At 52.5% G+C, this 22760-nt stretch carries 18 protein-coding genes; 2 read left to right on the forward strand and 16 right to left on the reverse strand.

The window, feature by feature from the left end; all coding sequences use genetic code 11:
• Positions 1-129 precede the first annotated feature (129 nt).
• The 10 genes from ACFVTB_RS05490 to ACFVTB_RS05535 form a co-directional block, all read right to left on the reverse strand.
• Positions 130-585 (reverse strand): MarR family winged helix-turn-helix transcriptional regulator, encoded by a 456-nt coding sequence (locus ACFVTB_RS05490; RefSeq protein ID WP_387746204.1) that lies wholly within the window; start codon positions 583-585, stop codon positions 130-132.
• Between the two features lie 100 nt (positions 586-685).
• Positions 686-1468 (reverse strand): urease accessory protein UreD, encoded by a 783-nt coding sequence (locus tag ACFVTB_RS05495; protein ID WP_387746206.1) that lies wholly within the window; start codon positions 1466-1468, stop codon positions 686-688.
• Between the two features lie 96 nt (positions 1469-1564).
• Positions 1565-2278, reverse strand: coding sequence for an urease accessory protein UreG (ureG, locus tag ACFVTB_RS05500; protein WP_387746208.1), 714 nt, complete (start codon positions 2276-2278; stop codon positions 1565-1567).
• Positions 2279-2361: 83 nt separating this feature from the next.
• The gene (locus tag ACFVTB_RS05505) at positions 2362-3054 is read right to left on the reverse strand and encodes an urease accessory protein UreF (protein WP_387746210.1); all 693 of its coding nucleotides are present in this window, start codon (positions 3052-3054) and stop codon (positions 2362-2364) included.
• An 18-nt stretch (positions 3055-3072) separates the two neighbouring features.
• Positions 3073-4788 carry an urease subunit alpha gene (ureC, locus tag ACFVTB_RS05510; protein ID WP_387746211.1) on the reverse strand — a complete coding sequence of 572 codons (1716 nt, stop codon included), beginning with the start codon at positions 4786-4788 and terminating at the stop codon, positions 3073-3075.
• Complete coding sequence (locus ACFVTB_RS05515) at positions 4785-5153, reverse strand: urease subunit beta (RefSeq protein WP_387746213.1); 369 nt, start codon at positions 5151-5153, stop codon at positions 4785-4787. Before ACFVTB_RS05515 ends, ureC begins: the two co-directional genes overlap by 4 nt.
• A gap of 28 nt (positions 5154-5181) precedes the next feature.
• Entirely contained in the window at positions 5182-5487 is a 306-nt protein-coding gene (locus tag ACFVTB_RS05520; protein ID WP_387746215.1) for an urease subunit gamma, read from the reverse strand.
• Between the two features lie 158 nt (positions 5488-5645).
• Positions 5646-6602 (reverse strand): D-alanyl-D-alanine carboxypeptidase family protein, encoded by a 957-nt coding sequence (locus ACFVTB_RS05525; protein WP_387746217.1) that lies wholly within the window; start codon positions 6600-6602, stop codon positions 5646-5648.
• Between the two features lie 101 nt (positions 6603-6703).
• Positions 6704-7903, reverse strand: coding sequence for a sensor histidine kinase (locus ACFVTB_RS05530; RefSeq protein WP_387746219.1), 1200 nt, complete (start codon positions 7901-7903; stop codon positions 6704-6706).
• The gene (locus tag ACFVTB_RS05535) at positions 7893-8588 is read right to left on the reverse strand and encodes a response regulator transcription factor (RefSeq protein ID WP_387746220.1); all 696 of its coding nucleotides are present in this window, start codon (positions 8586-8588) and stop codon (positions 7893-7895) included. The genes ACFVTB_RS05530 and ACFVTB_RS05535 overlap by 11 nt, the downstream gene beginning before the upstream one ends.
• Positions 8589-8872: 284 nt before the next feature.
• Here ACFVTB_RS05535 and ilvD point away from each other — a divergent pair, with 284 nt between their 5' ends.
• The gene (gene ilvD, locus ACFVTB_RS05540) at positions 8873-10558 is read left to right on the forward strand and encodes a dihydroxy-acid dehydratase (protein ID WP_387746222.1); all 1686 of its coding nucleotides are present in this window, start codon (positions 8873-8875) and stop codon (positions 10556-10558) included.
• 1094 nt (positions 10559-11652) lie between these two features.
• Here ilvD and ACFVTB_RS05545 read toward each other — a convergent pair.
• Entirely contained in the window at positions 11653-13086 is a 1434-nt protein-coding gene (locus ACFVTB_RS05545; RefSeq protein WP_387746223.1) for a polysaccharide deacetylase family protein, read from the reverse strand.
• 166 nt (positions 13087-13252) lie between these two features.
• Between ACFVTB_RS05545 and ytvI the strand changes: the two genes are divergently transcribed.
• Entirely contained in the window at positions 13253-14419 is a 1167-nt protein-coding gene (gene ytvI, locus ACFVTB_RS05550; protein ID WP_387746225.1) for a sporulation integral membrane protein YtvI, read from the forward strand.
• 245 nt (positions 14420-14664) lie between these two features.
• Here the strand turns inward: ytvI and ACFVTB_RS05555 are convergent, their stop codons facing one another.
• The 5 genes from ACFVTB_RS05555 to mltG all read right to left on the reverse strand — a co-directional run bounded on the left by ACFVTB_RS05555 (position 14665) and on the right by mltG (position 22552).
• Positions 14665-16611, reverse strand: coding sequence for a peptidoglycan D,D-transpeptidase FtsI family protein (locus ACFVTB_RS05555; RefSeq protein ID WP_387746226.1), 1947 nt, complete (start codon positions 16609-16611; stop codon positions 14665-14667).
• Positions 16612-16750: 139 nt separating this feature from the next.
• Positions 16751-18715, reverse strand: a complete 1965-nt coding sequence (locus ACFVTB_RS05560; RefSeq protein WP_387746989.1) for a methyl-accepting chemotaxis protein — start codon at positions 18713-18715, stop codon at positions 16751-16753.
• Between the two features lie 505 nt (positions 18716-19220).
• On the reverse strand, positions 19221-20489 hold the full coding sequence (locus ACFVTB_RS05565) for a peptidase U32 family protein (RefSeq protein ID WP_387746228.1): 1269 nt from the start codon (positions 20487-20489) through the stop codon (positions 19221-19223).
• 70 nt (positions 20490-20559) lie between these two features.
• Positions 20560-21492, reverse strand: coding sequence for a peptidase U32 family protein (locus ACFVTB_RS05570; protein ID WP_387746230.1), 933 nt, complete (start codon positions 21490-21492; stop codon positions 20560-20562).
• Between the two features lie 7 nt (positions 21493-21499).
• Positions 21500-22552 carry an endolytic transglycosylase MltG gene (gene mltG, locus ACFVTB_RS05575; RefSeq protein WP_387746992.1) on the reverse strand — a complete coding sequence of 351 codons (1053 nt, stop codon included), beginning with the start codon at positions 22550-22552 and terminating at the stop codon, positions 21500-21502.
• Positions 22553-22760: the final 208 nt, after the last annotated feature.

The following is a 22760-nucleotide window of genomic DNA, read 5'->3' on the forward strand; positions in this document are numbered from 1 at the left end:
AAACCGCTTCGTTCTCCCGGCTACCGCCATCGTATAACGACCAATTAAAAAAGGCCAACCAGAACATTCTGGCTGACCTAATAATACGAAAAACCTGATCTTCCGGAGACGGATCGATCAGGCGGATAATTAATCTTTGCACTTTTTCTCCAGATTGGCGCTCATACGCAGAAACATGTCCGTCGCAACAGACATTTCCTCGAGCTCGAAGCCGTCATACAGCTTCAGCATCACCCGTTCACGCATTTCGAGAATGTACCCTACCAGCTGCCGGCCCTCTTCCGTTATCTCCAGCAGAACAATTCGGCGATCATGCTCGCTTCTGCCACGGCTAATATAGCCGTGCTCGATCAACCGGTCGGCAATACCCGTTACGGCTCCGCTCGTTATTCGCAGCATTTCCGCCATCACCGAAGCCTTTTGAGGCCCTTTCTCGTCCAGCAGCAGCACCATTTTGCCTTCGGTCATCCCCAAACCATGTACGTTAAAACGGTTGTATTCCGCATTAATAAGCCTGCGAAGCATCCGGAACGCCTCGTCCATTTCTTTCAGCTTCTCGTATTTGCTTGTCATCTGCTCATCCATTCGCTTCCCTCACCGTATATAGTCATTAATTCAACTATACCGTTTTTTTCTGAAACAGCCAAGTTGCTTCATTAAAAGAAGTTTCCAGAAAATGCGAGATTCAGCTTCTAAGAAAGGCAGAGGGCTGCCGTCCGAGCGCCACTTGCCGCGATACGTCCCATACAAGTCGCATCGCTTGTTGAAGCGGCCAAGCGGCCGTAGAAGCCGCGACAACCGCTATACCGTGACGAAACGTTGCGGATGCTCCCGCCGCTACACGGTGCGGGCCGAAAGAAGGCAGCGACTCAAGCCGCTCTTTCACCGCGTCCAAAAGCACTGCGAAATTCCGGTCGGAAAAGAGATAGAACGTCGCCGTATGCGTCATCTCCTCCCAGCAGCCCGGCACGGCAAGCCGCTGACGAACGGGATCGATCAGCTGGCGTTGAGCGAAGATAAGCTCGTCTTCGTAATAGACAGATAGAGAGCTGCGCAGCTCCCTATATTGAAACTGTTCTCCGCGCAGCGTCCGTCCAGGACAGAGCACCTCGGCTTGCATCCAGACCGCTCCCGGCGACAGCCGGACGATAGTCTCGCCGCTGAAGCGCGCGTCTTTATAAAGCATGATCGGCTCGGGCATATGCTCGATCACCGCGCCTTCGCCAAGCTCGAACGTTTGGCGCATGGACGCTCCCCCTTCAGGTAGGCAGGGGTGAATTTTCGTATACGATTGGTTCGTAATGAATGCTGAAGACCCTGCTTCCGCATGCCAAGAGAAGTCGTAACGGTCTCCTTCTAACAGCCCCGGCGACACATCCATGACGATTACGCCGAGCTCGCTCGCAAGCGGAAAAGCTTTTGCGATTTTTATCGGCGCCGTATGGTATTTCTCAGCCAGGGTCGTCATATGTCCGCTTCTTCGAAATCTCGCGCGAAGCACGGACGTTCTGGGGGCATTCGCTGCGCCGGGCGTCCTCTCCCAAGATGCGTTGTTGGCCATCGCTTAATGGCGATGCGGGATAGAGCCGAGCTGAACGATATGCGAATGCTCGACGCCGCGCGCATGGGCGATTTCATGCTCCAGCCAGCCGACGATATCGTCGACGCCGTCGCCCCCGAACATGTTGGAGAAAATAAACGGACGGTCGCCGCGCATTTTTTTCGAATCGGCATCCATTACCTCAAGGCTCGCACCAACGAACGGAGCCAGATCGATTTTATTAATGACGAGCAGGTCGGACCGCATAATGCCGGGACCGCCCTTGCGAGGAATTTTTTCTCCTTGCGCCACGTCGATAATGTAAATAAAGCGATCAACCAGCTCTGGACTGAACGCAGCAGCCAAATTGTCCCCGCCGCTTTCGATAAAAATAAGGTCCAGCTTCTCGAAACGGCTCTCCAGCTCCTCAATCGCTTCAAAATTCATCGAAGCGTCTTCACGAATCGCCGTATGCGGACAGCCGCCCGTTTCCACGCCAAGAATTCGTTCCTCGGGCAGCACGCCGGTAGCAGCCAAAATACGGGCATCTTCCTTTGTATAGATATCGTTTGTAATGACCGCAACGCTATATTTACCGCTAAGCTTGCGGGACAATTGCTCGACCAGCGCCGTTTTCCCCGATCCGACCGGTCCTCCAATCCCAATACGAATCGGACGCGAAGCGTCGATCTCCGGTTTCTCCCATTGCTGATGCGTATGTCCTTGGCCTTCGCACATGACAATCCCTCCATTATGGTTATAAAAAGATAGAAAAACCGTTTCATGCCTTGCTTCTATACAATCGCTGCAATTGTTGCCCACTATGACATAAATAATCGGGAGTAGAGCGTTTCATGCCGGATCATTGCCAGTTCCGCCATTGGCATATTCGCGTAAGCATCCTCCGGCTCAAGAAGCATAGCAGCGTCCGCCGCAGCCGGCGTCCGCTCCAGCAGTCTGGCAATCACTTGCTGTCCTTCCGTCTGCCCCATCGACATGAGCCTCAGCGCGCTGTTCACGCAAGTGACGATGCAGGCGTACAAGTAGCCTTCAATCGCCTGCCGCTCGCTGACCCCCAGCCGCCAACAAACGTAACCGTGTACGAGCGGGTGAGTGGTCAAGCACTCTCCCTTCTTGCTCGCATTAGATAGCGCCGTCCAATCCAACTGAGGATAGATCGCGCCCGCAAGCTGCAGCAGCCTTCGCCCCATTTTCTCGGCGCCGCTTCTTGTTTCCGCCCCGATTCGCTGCGTATGAACAAGCCGCTCAACCGCCCACAGCCGCGGCCAGTCGCCGCGAGGTCCATCTCTGTAGACTGCTCGAACCGCCATCGCATCCGACGTCGCCCAGCTTTGCTCCATCATCGCAGCGGCATATTCGTAAAGCTGCGTAACTGTAGAAATTCGCCCTTCCTGCACCATCGTCTCCAGCCCAAATGAATGGGAGAAGCCACCGATCGGAAGCGCGGAATCAAGCAGCTGCTGCATCGCGAGCCAAGAACTCCGAGTATCCACTGCGCGCATCCGCTCCTTCTAAAATAAAAAGTACCGCTGCGCCATCGGCAGCACATCTGCAGGCTCGCAGGTGATAGGCTCGTCATCGACTGTTACCTTGTAGGTTTCCGGATCAACCGCGATTGCCGGAGTCGCGTCGTTGTGGATCATATCCTTCTTTGTTACGGTCCTGCAGCCCCGCACCGGCTCGATCCGCTTGTGCAGTCCAAGCTCCTCGGCAATGCCGCGATCGTACGCCGCTTGCGAAACGAATGTAATTGAGCTTTGCGTCACCGCTTTACCGAAAGAAGCGAACATTGGCCTTCCGAATACCGGCTGCGGCGTCGGTATGGACGCATTCGGGTCGCCCATTTGGGCAAAAGCGATGCTGCCGCCCTTAAGCACCAAATCGGGCTTAACGCCGAAAAACATCGGATTCCACACGACAAGGTCGGCGAATTTGCCAGGCTCGATTGAGCCGACAAGATGAGAAATGCCATGCGTGATCGCCGGGTTGATCGTATATTTGGCGATGTACCGTTTGATGCGGAAGTTATCGTTACCTTCCGTATCGGGAACAAGCGGTCCGCGCTGGCTTTTCATCTTATCAGCGGTCTGCCAGGTACGAATGATGACTTCGCCGACCCGTCCCATTGCCTGCGAATCGGAGCTGATCATGCTGAACACGCCCATGTCATGCAATATATCTTCCGCTGCGATCGTCTCCGGCCGTATGCGCGAATCAGCGAACGCAACGTCCTCTGGAATGCGACTGTCCAGATGATGGCACACCATCAGCATGTCAAGATGCTCCTCGATCGTATTGATCGTAAAAGGCCGGGTCGGATTCGTAGAAGACGGCAGCACGTTCAGCTCAGCAGCCGCCACAATAATATCGGGAGCATGGCCGCCTCCCGCCCCTTCGGTATGATACGTATGTATCGTCCGCCCGCCGATCGCAGCCAGCGTATCCTCAACAAAGCCCGCTTCGTTCAGCGTATCGGTATGAATCGCCACTTGAATATCGTACTGGTCCGCCGCCTGCAAGCAGGCGTCAATCGCCGCCGGCGTTGTGCCCCAATCCTCGTGCAGCTTGAGACCGATGGCACCCGCTTCGATCTGCTCAACAAGCGGTCCCATAAAAGAAGCGTTGCCTTTGCCGGTAAATCCGATATTCATTGGGAATTGCTCGGCCGCCTCAAGCATTCGCTTCATATGCCATTTGCCCGGGGTAACCGTCGTCGCGTTCGTCCCTGTAGCCGGTCCCGTGCCGCCGCCAATCATCGACGTAACGCCGGAAGAGAGCGCCGTCTCAATCTGCTGCGGACAAATAAAATGGATATGCGAGTCGATGCCGCCGGCCGTTACAATCTTGCCTTCTCCGGCAATGACCTCCGTGCTTGCCCCCGCGATCATATTCGGGGACACGCCGTCCATAATATCGGGATTGCCAGCTTTGCCGATTCCGACGATATGGCCGTCCTTAATGCCGATATCGGCTTTCACAATGCCCCAATGATCGATGATGACGGCGTTCGTAATGAGCGTATCCAGCACGCCTTCATCTCGCAAAGCACCGCTCGATTGACCCATGCCGTCGCGAATGACTTTTCCTCCGCCGAACTTGCATTCGTCCCCGTAAACGGTATAGTCTCGTTCAACCTCCGCCCACAGCCCTGTATCCGCCAGCCGGACGGCGTCCCCCGTCGTTGGACCGAACATGGCCGCATAGCTTTTCCTGTCCATTCCGCTCATTCGCCCGCTCCTTCCCATGCGGCCAGGCGCAAGCGAACCTCTTCGGGCATCGCCCCATGCTCAGCCTTTCCTCGCGTCAAGCCATTCAAGCCGTAGCTCTTCTTGCTTCCTCCCAGCTCGACCAGCGTGACCGGTTTTTCTTCGCCCGGCTCAAAGCGGACCGCCGTTCCTGCAGGAATATGCAAGCGCATACCGAATGCAGCCTCCCGATCAAACTTCAACGCCCGGTTCACTTCGAAAAAATGATAATGCGAGCCGACCTGTACCGGCCGGTCGCCGGTGTTCACAACGACAGCCTGGATCGTCTTACGTCCGGCGTTCAACTCGATTGTTCCTGAAGCCGTCCGGTATTGTCCTGGAATCATACCTTTCCTCCTTCGCAAGCGACGATGGCTATCCGCCAATCGGATGATGGACGGTGACCAGCTTCGTCCCGTCTGGAAACGTCGCTTCCACCTGAACCTCCTGGATCATTTCTGGAATTCCTTCCATCACCTGATCGCGCGTAAGAATGCGGGTTCCGTACTCCATCAGCTGGGCTACGGTCATTCCGTCGCGTGCGCCTTCCATAATTTCCGAAGTGATGTAGGCGACGCTTTCCGGATAGTTGAGCTTAACGCCCCGGTTCATTCGCCTTTTCGCCAAATCTGCGGCAATTGTAATGAGCAGCTTCTCTTTCTCGCGTTCCGTCAGTTGCATCCTTTCACCTCTCGGCCAGATTAGTTTCATTATAGACAGCCCACAAAAGGAAGTAAATGGTTTTGTGTAAGATTAGATAACATATTTATTAATTGTATAAAATAATAACCATTTTTATGAAAATACATAACATGAATATGACATGATGAGATATTCGATTAGAAACCGATCTTTGAGGCCAGATCAGCTTTCCATGCATCCCATTTGCTGTTGTAAAAGCCGTATTGCATCAGCTTGGACGTCTCCATGAATCGGCTTTCCGCCGTCTCGGCTCCCATCACGACCGATATCAACCGTCGTCCATTCTGCACAACCGTGCCGGTAAAGCAATAACCCGCCCGTTCGGTATACCCCGTCTTCAAACCGTCACTGCCTGGGAACGCGAACGGTTTGCCATTCAGCATTTGATTGGTCGACGGCAGATTTGAATCCAGTCTTGCCAGCTTGACGCTGCCCTTCGCCGTAACGTCCAATACTTCCGGGTATTTCTTAATTAGAAAACGAGCAAGCACCGCCGTATCCTTCGCCGTCAGCACCGTATCCCGCTCGGACGACGCTTGCGGAAACGCCGCAAGATCAGTGCGACTCAACCCCGTCGCATTGCCGAAGACAGCATGTTTCGACAATCCGATTTCTTTGGCCCGCTTGTTCATCAGCTTCACAAACTCTGCTTCAGAACCTGCAATGTGTTCGGCAAGCGCAATCACCGCATCGTTCGAAGAATGAACAGCCGTCGCTTCGAACAGCTCTCTAACCGACCAGCGCTCGCCCGCCCCGAAACCGATTTGCGCTCCAGGCGCTTCGGCTGCGTAACCGCTTGTATCGACGACGTCGCTCCATTTCAGCTTGCCGTCGTTGACGAAGTCGAGCACGATCAGTTCGGTCATCATCTTCGACATGCTCGCAGGAGGCAGCGCCTCACCGGCATTGTGCTCATACAGCACCTCTCCTGTCTCGGCATCCAGTAATATAGAGGCGGTGGCGGCAATTTCAGGAGCCTCTACGCCTGTCCATCCGGAAGCGTCGATCCATTTCAACCCCGTAACCCCAAAAATAATCGCCCCGGCAATAAAAAGAAGGAAACCTGTTCCCCTGCGCATTTGTATTTTTGTCATAAAAAAAATCCCCTTTCTAATGTCTGCTCTTATTGTAAGAGCAGCATTTTAAGGGGATTGTAACGAAACCATAAAAAAAACTTAAAAAACCATTAAGATGTTCAGGACATCTTTTCATTAATGCCAACGCCAACGCCAGCGTCAGTGCCGTTGCCGTTGCCGTTGCCGTTGCCGTTGCCAGTAAGTTCGTTCGACCTAGGTTCCGGCAGCGTCATCGGCAGCCTGACGGTAAAGCTTGTGGACTGGGAGTCACTCGCGGCGATGATCGTGCCGCGATGCCTCTCTACAATACTTTTTGCAATCGCCAGCCCCAGCCCGGAACCGCCGCTTGTCTTCTCCGCCGTACGGGATTTGTCAATCCGATAGAAGCGGTCGAACAAATACGGAAGATCGACCGCCGATATCGGTTCGCCGTAATTGACGATCTCAACAACTGCTGCGTCCCGCTCCCGCCAAAGCCGAATATCAACCCGCCGGCCTTCGTGTCCGTATGTGATAGCGTTAGACAACAGGTTCTCAAACACGCGCACAAGTTTAGCGGGATCTCCCGTTACCGCCAAATCTTTCTCCTTGCTGGTAAAGCTTGCTTCCATTTGCGATTGCTCCAGCTGCGGATGAAATTGGACGAGCAGCTGGCCGAGCATTTCGTTCAAGCTGAATTGGACCATTTTTAAAGGAATGGCGTCATGGCGCATTCTTGTATATTCGAATAAATCCTGTATCAGCACATGAAGACGCTGCGATTTTTCATAAGCGATTTGCACGTAATGACGCAGTTCAACCTCATCGCGATAGCGATCCTGCACAATCAGCCCCAGATAACCGAGCACCGATGTAAGCGGCGTCCGCAAGTCGTGGGACACGTTCGTAATGAGTTCATTTTTTGTTTGCTCCGCACGCCGCTCGTCCTCCAATGAATTTTTCAGCTTATCGATCAGCATATTCGTGTCTCTTGCGATATGACCGAGCGGGTGCTGGGCTTGAACCGCTATCGTCTCATTGAAATGGCCTTCTGAAATATGATGAATCGAACGGCTCATTTGGCCGGCGTAACGGTAATAGCGCCATTGAAAGATGCAAAAATAAACAACGAACAATAAAATGCCGATCGTCACTACAGGAATTTCTCTGCCCGTAACACTCAACAGCCGGTAAACCCAGTAACGCAGATCGTTATATCCGCTCGTCAACGTATCGGCTAACCATATTAGAAAATAAACGGAGATGATCGCCAAAATGCCGCTCAGCACAAAATGCATCATATTTCGGGCAATGATGCGCAACGCGATGTTACCCCTCAATTTTATAGCCGACCCCCCAAACCGTAATAATCAGCTTGTCGCCCAACTCCTGCTCCAGCTTGTCCCGCAGCTTGCTGATATGCACCATGACCGTATTGTTGGATTCAAAATATTTCTCTTTCCATACTTGCTGAAAAATATCCTCGGCGCTGAATACCCGCCCTGGATGGCTGGCCAGCAAATGCAAAATGCCGAATTCAGTCGAGGTCAGATTTAGCGGCTTGCCGTCGGCCTGTGCCGTATGGCTCGTTTTGTCGATGGTCAGCCCGCCAAGCCGAAGCTCATGCTCTCCCCGGTTTTCGACTGGCTCCGCCTTGTATTGATAAGATCTTCTAAGCAGCGAACGAACGCGAGCCGTCAATTCAAGCGGATTAAACGGCTTAACCAAGTAATCGTCGGCGCCGGTCATCAGCCCCATAATTTTATCCATATCCTCAGCCTTGGCGCTCACCATTAGAATCGGCACCTCGTATTCCTTGCGCAGCCTGCGGCAAAATTCCAATCCATCCATGCGAGGCATCATAATATCGAGCACGATCAGATCGATTCGCTGCTCACTAAAGCGCTCCAGCGCTTGCTCGCCGTCGGCGGCAAGTACCGTCTCATAGCCTTCGTTCTTCAAATAAATTTCGATCAATTCCGCGATTTCTCGCTCATCGTCCACAATTAATATTTTCCGGCTCACCCTATATCGCCCTTTCCTATATACCGTCCTTCTCGATCGATCTATATACCATAACATTCATGCTTCCACAGCAGTTCCAGTAACAAACGACGCAACTTATTTACCCACTATACAGGATAACATTGCCGATCGCCCGCCATACTTGTCAGAATTCAGAAAAAATAAGCAAATCTTTAAACTTTTTTAAGCTTTACGCCCTTTTACGGCCGCGGAAGCTCGCTTCCCAATAGTTGTCCGGTATGATAAACTAAAAGTTATCGACATACAAAATGGGAGGGACTTACATGTCGTCTAAAAAAATGCGTTCAGACATGATCACCAAAGGATTTGACCGCGCTCCTCACCGCAGCCTTCTTCGTGCGGCAGGCGTTAAGGAAGAAGATTTCGGCAAGCCGTTTATCGCGGTTTGCAACTCTTATATCGACATTATTCCCGGCCACGTCCATCTTCAAGAATTCGGCAAGCTGGTTAAAGAAGCGATTCGCGAAGCCGGCGGTGTGCCATTCGAATTCAACACAATCGGCGTCGACGACGGTATCGCCATGGGCCATATCGGCATGCGCTACTCGCTTGCAAGCCGCGAAATTATTGCAGACTCTGTAGAAACAGTCGTTAACGCGCACTGGTTCGACGGCATGGTCTGTATCCCGAACTGCGATAAAATTACTCCGGGCATGATCATGGGCGCGCTCCGCGTCAACATCCCGACCATTATGGTCAGCGGCGGACCGATGAAAGCCGGACGTACGAAAGATGGACGCGCAATCTCGCTCACTTCCGTATTCGAAGGCGTCGGCGCTCATATGGCTGGCAAAATCGACGACCAGTCGCTGCTCGAGCTTGAACAATTCGGCTGTCCGACTTGCGGCTCCTGTTCCGGCATGTTCACGGCTAACTCGATGAACTGCTTGGCTGAAGGCCTCGGCCTCGCACTGCCAGGCAACGGCACGATCCTCGCTGTTTCGCCTGAGCGCAGAGAATTCGTGAAGAAATCGGCACGCCAGCTGATGAAGCTGATCGAAGCCGACATCAAGCCTCGTGATATCGTGAAAAAAGAATCGATCGACAACGCCTTCGCACTCGACATGGCGATGGGCGGATCGACCAACACCGTACTTCATACGCTCGCAATTGCGCGCGAAGCAGGTATCGATTATCCGATTGAACTTATCAATGAAGTTGCTGAGCGCGTGCCGCATTTGGCCAAAATCGCTCCGGCTTCCGACTATCATATCGAAGACGTGCATAACGCCGGCGGCGTAAGCGCGATTATTAATGAATTGTTCAAAAAAGAAGGCGCTCTGAACGGCGACATGCTGACCGTTACAGGCAAAACGCTTCGCGAGAACGTTGTCGGCTGCGAAATTGTCGACACAGACGTTCTGCACCCGATCGACAATCCGCATAGCGAACGCGGCGGTCTGGCCGTTCTGTTCGGCAACCTCGCTCCGCGCGGCTCGATCGTCAAAGTCGGCGCTGTCGACAAATCGGTCGGCGGCTACCACCGCGGTCCGGCAATTTGCTTCGATTCGCAAGACGAAGCGCTGGCCGGCATTGCAGGCGGCAAAGTTACAGAAGGACATGTTGTCGTTATCCGCTACGAAGGTCCGAAAGGCGGACCGGGCATGCCTGAAATGCTCGCTCCGACTTCGCAAATCGTCGGCATGGGCCTCGGCACGAAAGTCGGCCTTATTACCGACGGCCGTTTCTCCGGCGCATCCCGCGGCATCAGCATCGGCCACGTCTCGCCGGAAGCAGCTGAGGGCGGACCGATCGCCTTCGTTCATGACGGCGACATCATCGAGCTGGACATGAACAACCGCACTATTACGCTTGAAATCAGCGACGAGGAAATGGAGAAGCGCCGCGCTGCTTGGCCGGGCTTCGAACCGAAAATCAAACGCGGCTACCTGGCTCGCTATTCCCACCTTGTAACAAACGCCAGCGAAGGCGGCGTAATGAAAATGTAAGAAGGCCGCTTGCGGCATCAAGAAGAAGACGTTCGCTACATGCGAACGTCTTCTTTTTGTTTTGATAGTGGTGTGGGTGGGTCTATTGCTCGTGTATCACTTTCATCGCTTCAATCCTTTAACCCCCTTTATGCCACTACCCGCTACATTAACTTATTTAATTAAATCTCCTATGTAATGAAATCTGATTTCACCACTTCCTCCAAACTCACTCATTCCTCTGATTCCCCCGCTTCCACACTCAACGTCACCTATCTGCATTCCCCACCCAATAAATGCAATTTGGCAGTTATTCATCACTCTACAGCCACTTTTCTCGAAATAACTGCATTTCGGACGTTATTCCAACGTTCCATGCCCCTTCAAGCCTGCACCTCATCCAATAAATGCAATTTGGCAGTTATTCCTCGCTCCACAGCCAATTTTCTCGAAATAACTGCATTTTGGACGTTATTCCTAGCGTTCCATACCCGTTCGAGCCTCCTCCCCTCCAATAAATGCAATTTGGCAGTTATTTCTCGCTCCACAGCCAATTTCCTCGAAATAACTGCATTTTGGACGTTATTTCCTGTGCTCAATGCCCGTTCGAGCTTCCTCCCCACCTAATAAATGCAATTTGGCAGTTATTTCTCGCCCCACAGCCAGTTTTCTCGAAATAACTGCATTTCGGACGTTATTTCCAGCGTTCCATGCCCGTTCGAGGCTCCTCCCCACCCAATAAATGCAATTTGGCAGTTATTTCTCGCTTCACAGCCAATTTCCTCGAAATAACTGCATTTTGGACGTTATTTCCAGCGTTCAGCGCCTAGCATCAATGTGAGCAATGTTCACCATCCAGTAAATATATCGATAGCAAAAATGAGGGGACAGCCCACCGGCTGTCCCCTCATTTTTGCGCCTCTAAAGAGGCGATATAGTCAATCACAAAAGCATCTCCCAGCATAAGGTGCGGTGCCCCATCAATCACACTCTAGCTGCAAACAAAAAGCTTGCGCCTGCCGTCCGCCATCGATTAGCGGGCGGACATCAGGCACAAACTTTTTCCTTTTACATATTCCTTTTACATATTCCTTTTACATATTCCTTTTACATATCTATATCGCGGTCGTGTTGCCACCAGCTTGCGAAGGCTCTTCCACCGTAGCATGCAGCGCCCTGTCGACCGCTTCGGTCAGCTTCACTGCGCTGTCTTGCAGTGTAGTCGTCGCTAACACCAGCAGATTGCCGATCGGCATGAGCAGCATTTTCGGATCGATGGTGCTTCTTCTTTCCTTCGCTCGCGCATTGCGCTGCTTGTTAGTGAGCACGCGCATCAGCACGCGCAAATAAATGCGACTTGAGCGTGCAAACAGCCCGTCGGGCAAGTTTACTATTTGAAAGCCCAGCTTATTCGCGCCTCGATAGACCATTGTAACGCCGTATATGGACTTTGCGGCTCTAGCGTCGGGATCGCCGGCAATCGTATTTGCGAGCACCGGAAGCGCCTGTTCGACTTCCCGCAATATGCGTATGCCTGTTGCAAGCGGCGACTTGGACTGAGCGGCTATCGTGCTTAGCTTCTTATTGTCGAAATGCAACTCAACAATTTTATCGCCCTTGGACAGCTGTTCCCCGTTGGACAGCTCAACCGCCTCTCCGCCGTACTTTTTCACGCGATAGTGAAAAGCCGGACTGGCGTCCCCCACTTGTTTCAGGCCATAAACAACGTGAAACGCCTTCTCATACAACAGCCACAGACGAATCACCGTTCTTTTCCAAAACGACTGCCGCGGCGGCTGCGCAACTGCCCGCGGCTCCGACTTGCTGCTTACTGCGCCGTTCTTAGCTAATTCCGACAGCTCCATCATTTCCCTTACGCCGATAAAGCGGTACCCCCGATTAGCTCCTTCCTTCAAGTAAGCCTCCAAAGCGATCAGCATTTGAGCGGGCGCGTCCGCGTCCGCTCCGGGCGTCCGTCCGCAGTCGTGCAATAAAACAATCTCACCAGGACGAAGCTTCTCCATCATCCGCTGCTTTAGCTTGTCAGCTCCCAGCGCCGACCGCCAATCGCCAAACATGGAGGACCAGAGTACGATCTGGTAGTGTCCCAGGTTACCGTAATCGAATACGTTAACGATTCCCCACGGCGGCCGATAAAAAACCGAATCAGCTCCCGTCGCCTCGCGGATAATATCCGCTGTTTGCTGAATCTGTTTTCTGACCGTGCGTGGACGCATGAGCCAATTCGATTTATGAACATAATTATGAATGCCGATAATATGCCCTTCCTCATGCATGCGGCGCAGCAGTTCCGGGTGTTTCTCCGCATGTGAGCCGACTACAAAAAACGTGGCTTTCGCCTTGTAACGCGCAAGCAAATCCAATAACTGCGGCGTATATTCAGGATCGGGACCGTCGTCGAACGTCAGCGCAATTTCACGCTCCACCTTCCCTTTCTTGAATACGCGAAATCCAAATGTACGGCTAATAAATGCGGGGAGAAAGGCATAAAACGAAAAGAAGTAAAGTGCCCAAAGCAGCAAATTCACCAATTTTTCCCCCATTATTTAGAAATTAGTTAAATCTTCGGCATATCTCTTTTAGTAGATGACCGTAAATTTAATTGTAACATAACGGACTTGAAATAGGCATCCATTTCAAAATTATAGTACAATTGAATCGGATATAATCCTATATTACGAAGGAGCTGCGAACATGCTGCCGTTTTACAAAAAATATTGGCGCACCGCATTCGATATCGGCCTTATTGCGCTGACGGTGTACTTAATCATGCTGACATTCAGCTACTTGTACAAAATTGCTACCCCTATTTTTTTCTCCTTCGTCATCTACCTATGCATCGAGCCGCTCGCTCGTAGGCTGAATAAAATCGGCGTCAAAAAGTCGATCGCCTCGGGCATATCCGTGCTTCTTTTCTCGGCCGTCATTCTCGCCGCTTTTTCCGGGCTTGCCTACATACTGACGATCCAAGGAAAAGATTTCATCGATCACAGCTTGCCGAAATATCAGAAGTTATTGGAAAGACAGGTCGAGGCGAACGCCGACGTCATTCAGCAAAAGCTCGAATCGCTGCCGAGCGACTGGGTTCGCAAAACAACCGAATATATTAAAGGCGTTACCGACAATTTGCCGAAGCTGCTGACCAAATTGTTCAACAGCCTTTACGGCTACGTCACTTCCTTCTCCAATTTTCTATTTAACTTTGTAATCGGCATTATACTGGCGTACTTTTTGAGCATTGAAATTAAAATTTGGAAAAAAACAGCGAAAGAAAAGACGCCCAATACATTCAAGCAAGCGTTCTTCTTCCTGCGTGAAAATGTATTCAAAGGCATTTCCGGCTATATTAAAGCGCAAGCGATTATGATCAGCATTACGTTCGTCGTTATCTTCGTCTCGCTGCTGTTGCTTGGCGTCAATAACGCGTTTGCGATTTCGCTGCTGGCCGCTTTCTTCGATATTTTGCCGTTGCTTGGCGTCGGCACCATATTTATTCCTTGGATTATTTATTTATTCATCGTCGGCAACTTTACGCTGGCGATCTGGCTGTCCGTCTTGTTCCTCGCCGTCGTGCTGACGCGTCAAATATTGGAGCCAAAAATTACGGGCGACACGCTCGGCGTCTCTGCCTTCACTATGCTTGCGTGCATGATTATTTCGCTGAAATTGTTCGGCGTTGCTGGTGTCATCCTGTCGCCGGTGCTAATCATATTGATTAAAGCGCTGTACGATCAAGGCTTCTTCCATCGCTGGATTCGAATGCCGCAGGATGAGTTCGAAAAAGCGCCATTTCTAGCCACAGACCCTGGCCCCGCTCCTGAGCCCGGTATAGGGCCGGACAAGCCGGAGCAGTCTGTTTAATCCCAAGCTAGTACCGGAAAACGCAATTTAGCGTCTACTTAAGCTTCCTAGACCCGATACTCAAGTCGCAACTGACCAATGCTTCTTAGACCCGGTACTCGAGTCACAACTGATCAATGCTCCTTTGCCTCGATACCGAGTCACAACTGACCAATGCTCCTCTGCCTCTATACCGAGTCGCAGCTGACCAATGCTGCTGCGACTCATGCGTATCGAGGCATTTTCTTCTTTTGCAAAAGTTAAGCTTACCGCTTATCAGTGTCTGCCAAGCGCCTGATCTCATGCTCCGCCAATATATCCATCACGCCGCGAAATAAAGCAGTTGCTTGATTGGCGCTGCCGGAAGGCCGATATTTCGCCAGTACAGCAGTTGCATACTGCGGCGACTGCGCCGGGCCGTAACCGGTAAACCATTGATGAATGCGTGGCGTTCCATTCCGCTTCACATCGGCGGTGCCGGATTTGCCGGCGACCTGCCATATGCCTTCGCGAATCGAGCGGCCCGTGCCATGGTCGACGACCGCCTCCATACCTCGCAGCAGCTTGCGGGCGGTGGCTGGCTGAATGCGATTGCCAGCAAGCCGTTTTTCGTGCAGCTCGCTCAACCTTCCTCCATTGGCGTAACGAATCTCACTGACAAGGCGCGGCTCCATCACGCGTCCGTGATTTAACAGCGTCACCGTCAAATTCGCTGCCTGAAGCGGCGTCATCAGCACATCCCGCTGGCCGATGCCGCTTTGCGCCATAACGCCGCCGTCGATCTGCTTGCGCGCCTGCGCTGCCGCCACAGATGCTGCCGCTTCTGCCGCTTCTACCGCTTCTTCCACTTCTCTCGGTTCATTCGCTTTATTCGTTTTATTCGCTTTATTCACCTTATTCGTTTTCGACTCCGCCGTTGAGGCGCTTCCGTCGATATAGAACAGTCTGCCCGCTTCCTCCTCTCCAAGTAGGCGCAGCGGCTCGCGAAAAGGCCCAAACGGCTTCGCCGCATACCAGCCGACTTGTTTTCCTACGCCTAACGCCGCGGCCGTCCGTTCCAGCTGCTCAGGCCGAAGTCGCTCGGCAATCGTCGCGAAAGCGACGTTGCACGATTGAGCCAGCCCTTCCCGCAGCGTCAGCCTGCCGTGCCCGCCTTCCTTCCAGCAGCTAAGACCGTAACGGCCGTATTCTCCGTTGCACGTGAATATCTCGTTCTCGGCGGCTACGCCTGCCTCAAGCGCCGCCGCTTCCGTCACCAATTTAAAGACGGAGCCCGGAGGAACCGCTACAAGCGCATGGTTAATTTGCCCGTTCTCCCCTCCCGCCGCGAAACGGCGGCTCATCGCCGGACGCGACACCATCGCTACAATATCGGCGTTGTGGGCATCCAACACGACAATCGCTCCTTCTTTCAAACCCTGCGCATCCGCGTAAGCTTCCAGCCTCTCCTGCAGTTCCAGATCGATCGTCGTTACGGCTTGCAGCGGGTAGTAGGCGTTTTCCGGTCCGGTGATGCGCATATCCAAGCCGCTCAAAGGCTTGTACTTGCCGTCAACGAAGTATGACGCTTTCGTCTCGCCAATACCGCGCAGCAGCTTGTCCAGCGATTTCTCGAGCCCAATGCCGCCGACTTGATCGGTCAGCTTTCGCTTCCCGCTTGCAAGCTCGTTCGGATAAGCGGACTTAAGCCACTCCGGATGCTGGCTCGTAAATCCGATCGCTTGGAACAAATGAAGCGCTCTGCTGCGATAAGGAAGGACGCGTACCCCATTCAGGTGCAGGCTTGCAAGCCGGCGTTTCTGCTCTTCGCTCAGCCGGTAAGGCTGTTCTTTCTTTTCGCTGCGCCAATAATCGGGGGATTCCATGCCATTCCACTTCGCAAGCAGCTCGCTTTCCGGCACTTTGAGCAGCTTAGCCAGCTCAGCTAAGTCGCGTTCAGTGCCTCTCGCTTCCGGATGGATCGGGAAAAGGGCGACGGAGTCATAGGTCTCACCCGTTATCGCTCGCCCGTAACGATCGACGAAGTCTCCTCTGCCTGTATCGAGCGTTAAGCTGCGCTGTCTTTGCGCGACAGACATTCTCGTACTGCTTTTCACGGCCGCCGTGGAAGCGTGATGGGACCACGGAAACAGCTGCAGCCACGCCAGCCTGACGATAAATAATCCCAAAACGACCGTAATCAGCATCGCGACCGCAATCGCCCGTTTCACCATGATGCAAGCCTCCAGCAATAGCATTTTATTCGCAGTATCCCCTTGTTATTGCTGCGGTAAAACAAAAAAATCCGCCTGGGCGAAGCCGGTTGTCCGGCTCCGCCCAGGCGGATGGCTGATTTCTATTCATCAATGTTTCTTACTCATTAATTTGAAAACGGGCCAGTGATTCTTTCAGCTCGCGGGATACCGTATCCAGGCGCTCCGACAACTGCACGAGGCCGTTGCTTATGCTGAGCTGCTCGGAGCTGAGCGATGCTACTTCTTCGGAGGTAGCCGACGACTGCTGAGCGACCGCGCTGACATTGCCCATCGCTTCAGTCAGCACCGTCTGCGATTCGTCCAGATGGCCGATAGACTCCGTTACGGAACCGAGATGAGTAACGAATTGTCCCATTTGCCGCTCCACGGTATAGAAGATTTGATTGGCTTCCTTCACCGAGCCGATCTGCTCCTGGAACAGCGGATACGCCTCCGACAGAACGCGAACTGTTTCTTCGATTTCGCTGCGAATCGTTTCAATAATTTGAGCAACGACATCAATGGATTGGCGGGACTGGTCAGCCAGCTTGCGTATTTCGTCCGCAACGACCATAAAGCCTTTGCCGGCACTACCGGCACGCGCCGCCTCGATGGTCGCATTCAAGGACAAAATATTCGTCTGTTTTGTTATGCTGTTCAGCACGTCGAGAATTTTCACGACCGATCCGGTGCTCTCCTTCAAGCTGTCGACCTTCTCGACCATCGAACGGGTCATTTCCTCGGTTTGACCCGTCTTCTCAATCAAGATGCCCATATAAGCGGTACCTTGCTGACTCGCCTTTTCAACCTCTCCTGCCGACTCAACCATCTGTGCGTTCGCAGCCATTACACTGCTCATCTGCTCGTTAATGTTGTTCGTCAGGTCGGTCCCTTTCTCTGCTTCCACGGCCAAGCTGCTTGCGCCGCTCGCAATCTCTTCAGTCGCCGTCGAAATTTCCCTCGACGACAAGGCCGTTTTCTTAGAAGCGTCGGACAGTTCGCTCGCCGTAGCCAGCACGTCCTGCGCCGATTGCGTCGTCTGCTTAGCGAGCTGCGTAATTTGCACCATCATTTGGTTAAAGCTTTCGCCGAGCTGTCCAATCTCGTCCTTCCGGCCCTTCAAGGATGAACGAACGGTCAAATTGCCGCGCTCCCCTTCATTCATCAGATTGCGCAAGTTGGTTAGCGGCATCGCTACCGTCCGGATGACCAGCATTCCGATTGCAATTGCGATAAGAGCCGCAGCGATAATCGTAATCCACGTCATTTGGCGAATGACGTTCGCATCCTTAACGAGTTGATCGACCGGTATCGTGCCGACCAGCTTCCAGTCAACCATTTTGAATGTCTTATAAGCCGCCAGCACCGCTTCTCCACCGGTCGATGCCACCTTCGCCGATCCGCCTTGCTCGCCCTCTTCATTGGCCGGCAAAGCGACCGTTTGCGGCTTGCCGATCATAGTGGGATCGGGATTGGCGATATAGTTGTTATTGGCGTCCACAATCGTAATTTGGCTGCCTTCGCCAAGATTGACATTCTCGTATTGCTTCTCAATTTCCGACAAGGAGATTTCCATAAGCATGAGATAGCCTGCGGAATTCATGGTCGTATCGTTGAGCACCCGTCCGACGCCAATCGACGTCGGCTTCGCGATCGAATCGCCGAAGCCTTCCAGCTGCGTTTCGACCCAGTAGGCCTTCCCGTTCGCTTCCTTCACCTTCTGGAACCAGTCGCTGTTAACCAGCTTCTCGGAGGAGGCCACGCTCGCGCCGCCCGCCGTTACGACCGATAGCTTCGGATCAAGCGGCAGCAAATAGATTCCGAGAATCGAGTTGTTGCCCATGACAAAATTTTGAACTTTATCGGTCAGATCCTTCGAAGCCTCGAACTTCGAGTAATCGTCGTTGCTGTCCTTCATTTTGCCGACAAGCTTGTGGAATTCTTTATCGATCAGAATTTGCATCGTTATATCTTCGTAGTTTTTAAAAATAATATCCAAGTTGGAAGCCGACTGATTAATGGTTTGCAAGCTTGCGCTCGACACCTTTTCCTCGACAATTTTCTTCGTCTGGCTGTAGGCCATTAAACCGACGACTAGGACGCAGGCTACAATGCTGACGAAAATAATAATAAACAGCTTCGTGCCGACCGACCGCGAAGGACTCGTCAATGTCATCCCTTGAAACAGCGACTTGGAGGATGCTGCTGCGCTACCGCTTGCACTGCCGCTTGTTTGCGCTTTCAATTGATTGCCGGAGGCCGAACTTTTGTTTGCAGCCGAGCTCTGCTTGTCCTGCAACTGCTTCTTATTCCGTTCCTTCTTCAAAGTCAGGCACCGCCTTTGTCCGATAGTAATGTGAAAATGGTACGACTTTCGCAAACAGGCATCGTACTTTACACCTAAAGTTAGGTATGAATATAACCCTATTATTTGGTATGATTAGACAATTGTCAATTGATAAAATATATCGTCGAATCTCGTCGTGTATGATAATTACTAATAGTCGAACCACAGTTAAACGCTTATTTCCGTTTCAAAAAGAAAACAGGAATGATCGATTTTTGATCATTCCTGTTTATGTCCGAATTTATTGTTTTTTACCCATTTTTTTACGCATCAGGTCCATTGGCTTAACCGGATGCAGCGTGCGAATTTGAATGGACTGCAGCGGGTGCCGCGCGGCATCGAGCGCATTGCCGTTCTCGTCGGCTATACCGTCCAGCGTTTGTTTGAAGAACCTGCCACCGGGTCCTACGAACTCGACTTCCTGCCCTGGCATGAAATGATTGCGCTGTTGAACGACCGCTATGCTCGTTCCTTCGTCGTAAGACAGCACGACGCCGGCAAAATCGTAAGGCGCCGCCTTCTCCTCAGGACTATAAATATGATCCTCAGCGCCTGGTGCATCGAGGAAAAAGCCCGTATTGAGCGGTCGATTGGCCGCTTTATTGATTTCCTCCACCCACTCCGGCTTTAACTCGTAGCCTTCGGGATTGTCAAAATAAGCGTTGATCGCCTGTCGATAGACATTGACGACGGTAGCCACGTAATGGAGGCTCTTCATCCGTCCTTCGATTTTGAAGCTGTCTACGCCGACGTCAATGAGCTCAGGCATGTAATCGATCATGCACAAATCTTTGGAGCCCATTGTGAACTGATCGTCGCCTTCCTCGTAAGCCTGCTGCTCCTCGTCAATGAACAAGTCGTACTTCCAGCGGCATGATTGGCAGCATCCCCCGCGGTTCGAGTCGCGATCAGTAAAATGATTGCTGAGCACGCATCGTCCCGAATACGATGAGCACATCGCTCCGTGGATGAAAGCTTCGATCTCAATATCGACATGCTGTTTAATTTCGGCGATTTCCTTAAAGCTTGTTTCCCGCCCGAGCACGACGCGCGGCAGCCCTTCGTCCTTCCAGAACTGGACAGCCTGCCAGTTGATCGTCGACTGCTGCGTGCTCAAATGCACCTCCAGCTTCGGAGCGACCCGCTGCGCCGTATCGACGATAATCGGATCAGCTGCAATAATGGCCGCAATACCGACTTCCTCGAGCTTCTTCAAATAGCTTTCAAGACCATCCAAATCCTCGTTGTGGGCATATATATTGGTAGCCACAAACACCTTTGCGCCGTAACGCGCCGCGAATTCGACGCCTTCCTTCATTTCCTCGAAGCTGAAATTATCCGCATTGGAGCGCAGGCCGTATTTTTGCCCGCCGATATAGACGGCGTCCGCGCCGTAATGGACCGCGAACTTCAGCTTCTCGAGATTGCCGGCGGGAGCAAGCAGCTCCGGCCGTTCGAGCCGATGCCGCTTGCCTTGGTAGCGCGGTGTTATCTGCCCTGCTGTTGCCATCTTCGTTGTCCTCCTTTAAACCGCAGGCCGGCATGGCTCTGCCGCCGCCCGGCTCCGGTTCCTTCACATTTCAATATACCTGTTCTTTATAAAAGAAGCCGAATGTCAGCTCGCGCTCCGGATTCTGCAATTCTCGTATCGGTTCCAGCCACTCATCATCAAAACGGTAGCCTGCAGGATCGGCGCAATACGCGTCGATCACATGACGGTAAGCTCTCACGACCGCTTCGTTATAGGCGAGCGGCTTGAGCATCCCTTCGATTTTCAAGCTGTCGACGCCCGCTTCCATCAGCTCATGCAAATTCTCCAGCATACATACGTCGTCGGCGCTCATAATATGCGTGCCGTTCGCGTCCTCGAATATCGGATAGCGTTCGCCCGGCCGCTCCGCCTCGGTCAAATAAAGACCGCTTGCCGAATCGATGCCTTCAATCCGACCTGAAGTTTGCTGATGATCCATGTAGCTGTTGACGAGATTCCGTTTAGAGTGATAGATATTCGTCATGCCATGTACTTGTACTTCGACCGCCATAGCGGTAGCCGACTTCATCTCGACAATTTGATCCATATTGAGCTCTCTGGCCAGCACGAAACGCGAGGCGCCCCGGCGTCCCCAATACTCGGCTGTCTTGTAGTTCGTGGACGTCATTTCCGCGTTCCAGTGCAGCGGAAGGTGAGGCGCCTCGGCTCTCGCCGTCATCAGCACGGCCGGATCGCCAAAAACAATTCCGCTCACTCCCGCCTCGGACAAGCTGCGAACATAAGCAGGCAGCGAATCCAGCACGGTGTTGTCCATCAAATTGTTAAGCGAGGCGTAAATTTTGACGCCGCGCGGCTCAGCAAGCTTAACCGCTTGCGCAATAGCCGCCGCGTCGAATTCGCCGGGAAGCCGCATGCCGTAACGCGACTCACCGACGACGAAAGCGTCGGCGCCAGCATCGGCCAGCGCCTCCAGCTCCGCAAGCGACGAGGCGGTCGTCAATAATTCAGGCTTTTTACCCATAGCTCATTTACTCTCCTTGCTTGGCAGTCTGGTTGCTTTTCTCGATGTTTTTCAAATGCTCTTTATAAGTGACGGCAAACAAGTGAGACTGAGAGCCGTCTTTTTTCGTGACATAATAGAAGTAATCGGTCTCTTCCGGATAGAGCGCCGCTTCAATCGAAGCGAGACTCGGGCTTGCGATCGGCCCCGGAGGCAGCCCTTTCGTTTTGTACGTGTTATAAGGGCTGTCGATCAGCAAATCTTTCTCCATCAGCCGTTCCTTCGGCTTGTCGAGCAAATATTGCACGGTAGCATCGATTTGCAGCGGCATGCCTTTCTTAATCCGGTTGTTGATGACCCCGGACACAATCGCACGCTCATCCTTCACAACAACCTCCCGCTCCACCAAAGAAGCGATCGTCAGCAGCTGATGCAGATTCAACTTGCGCTCTTCCATCGCCTCCTGCCAGTTCTCAGGCAAGGCGTCCAGCTTCTTATCCAGTTCGGCCAGCATCCGGTTCAAAATATCCTGTTCGGTGCTCTCCATCTTCAGCTCGTACGTTTCAGGGAATAAGTAGCCTTCCAGACGATGATGCAGCTTACCATCCTTCGGAATGGATCGAACCGCCTCGATATCGCCCCAATCGGCGGTCGCGGAATCGGCGAGCGCTAAAAACTTGTCGCGGTCAACCAGCTTGTCCGCAGCCAGCTTATCGGCGATTTGCAGCACCGTAAATCCTTCCGGAATCGTAAACTTAATCGTATCCTCTTTCACGGTCTCGCCGCTGTTCAGCTTGGCAATGACGGCGTCTTTATCCATGCCCGGACTTAATTCGTAAGTGCCCGCCTGAAAGCGCGTGCCTTCGTTCTTCAATTTCAAGTAATATTTAAAAATGAAAGAGTTTCGAATGATTCCCTGCTTCTCGAGCACATCGGATACTACAAACGCCGAAGAGCCCTTCTCGATAACAACCTGCTTCGGCTCTCCCGCCTTTGTCGGCTTAAGGCCTGTCCATACATACAAAAATACGCTTCCGGCTCCGATAATCATAATGCTAAGCAAACTGATAACGACCCACATCGCTATGCGGGCCGGTGTCGGACCTGATGAATTTCGATTCGCTCTACCCAACCTTCGCTTCCTCCCGTTAAATGATTTATAACCGCCTGCAACAACTTCTCAAGCTGCGTAATTACTCATTCGACTCCAGTTCTGCAGAAGGCGAAAACACTGATTTACAGCTGCTTCACGTCCGCATCCCGCTTTATTCCGTGAAAAAGAGCGGTGT

Origin of the sequence: Paenibacillus sp. NPDC058071 (genome assembly GCF_042885235.1) — a bacterium.
GTDB lineage: Bacteria > Bacillota > Bacilli > Paenibacillales > Paenibacillaceae > Pristimantibacillus.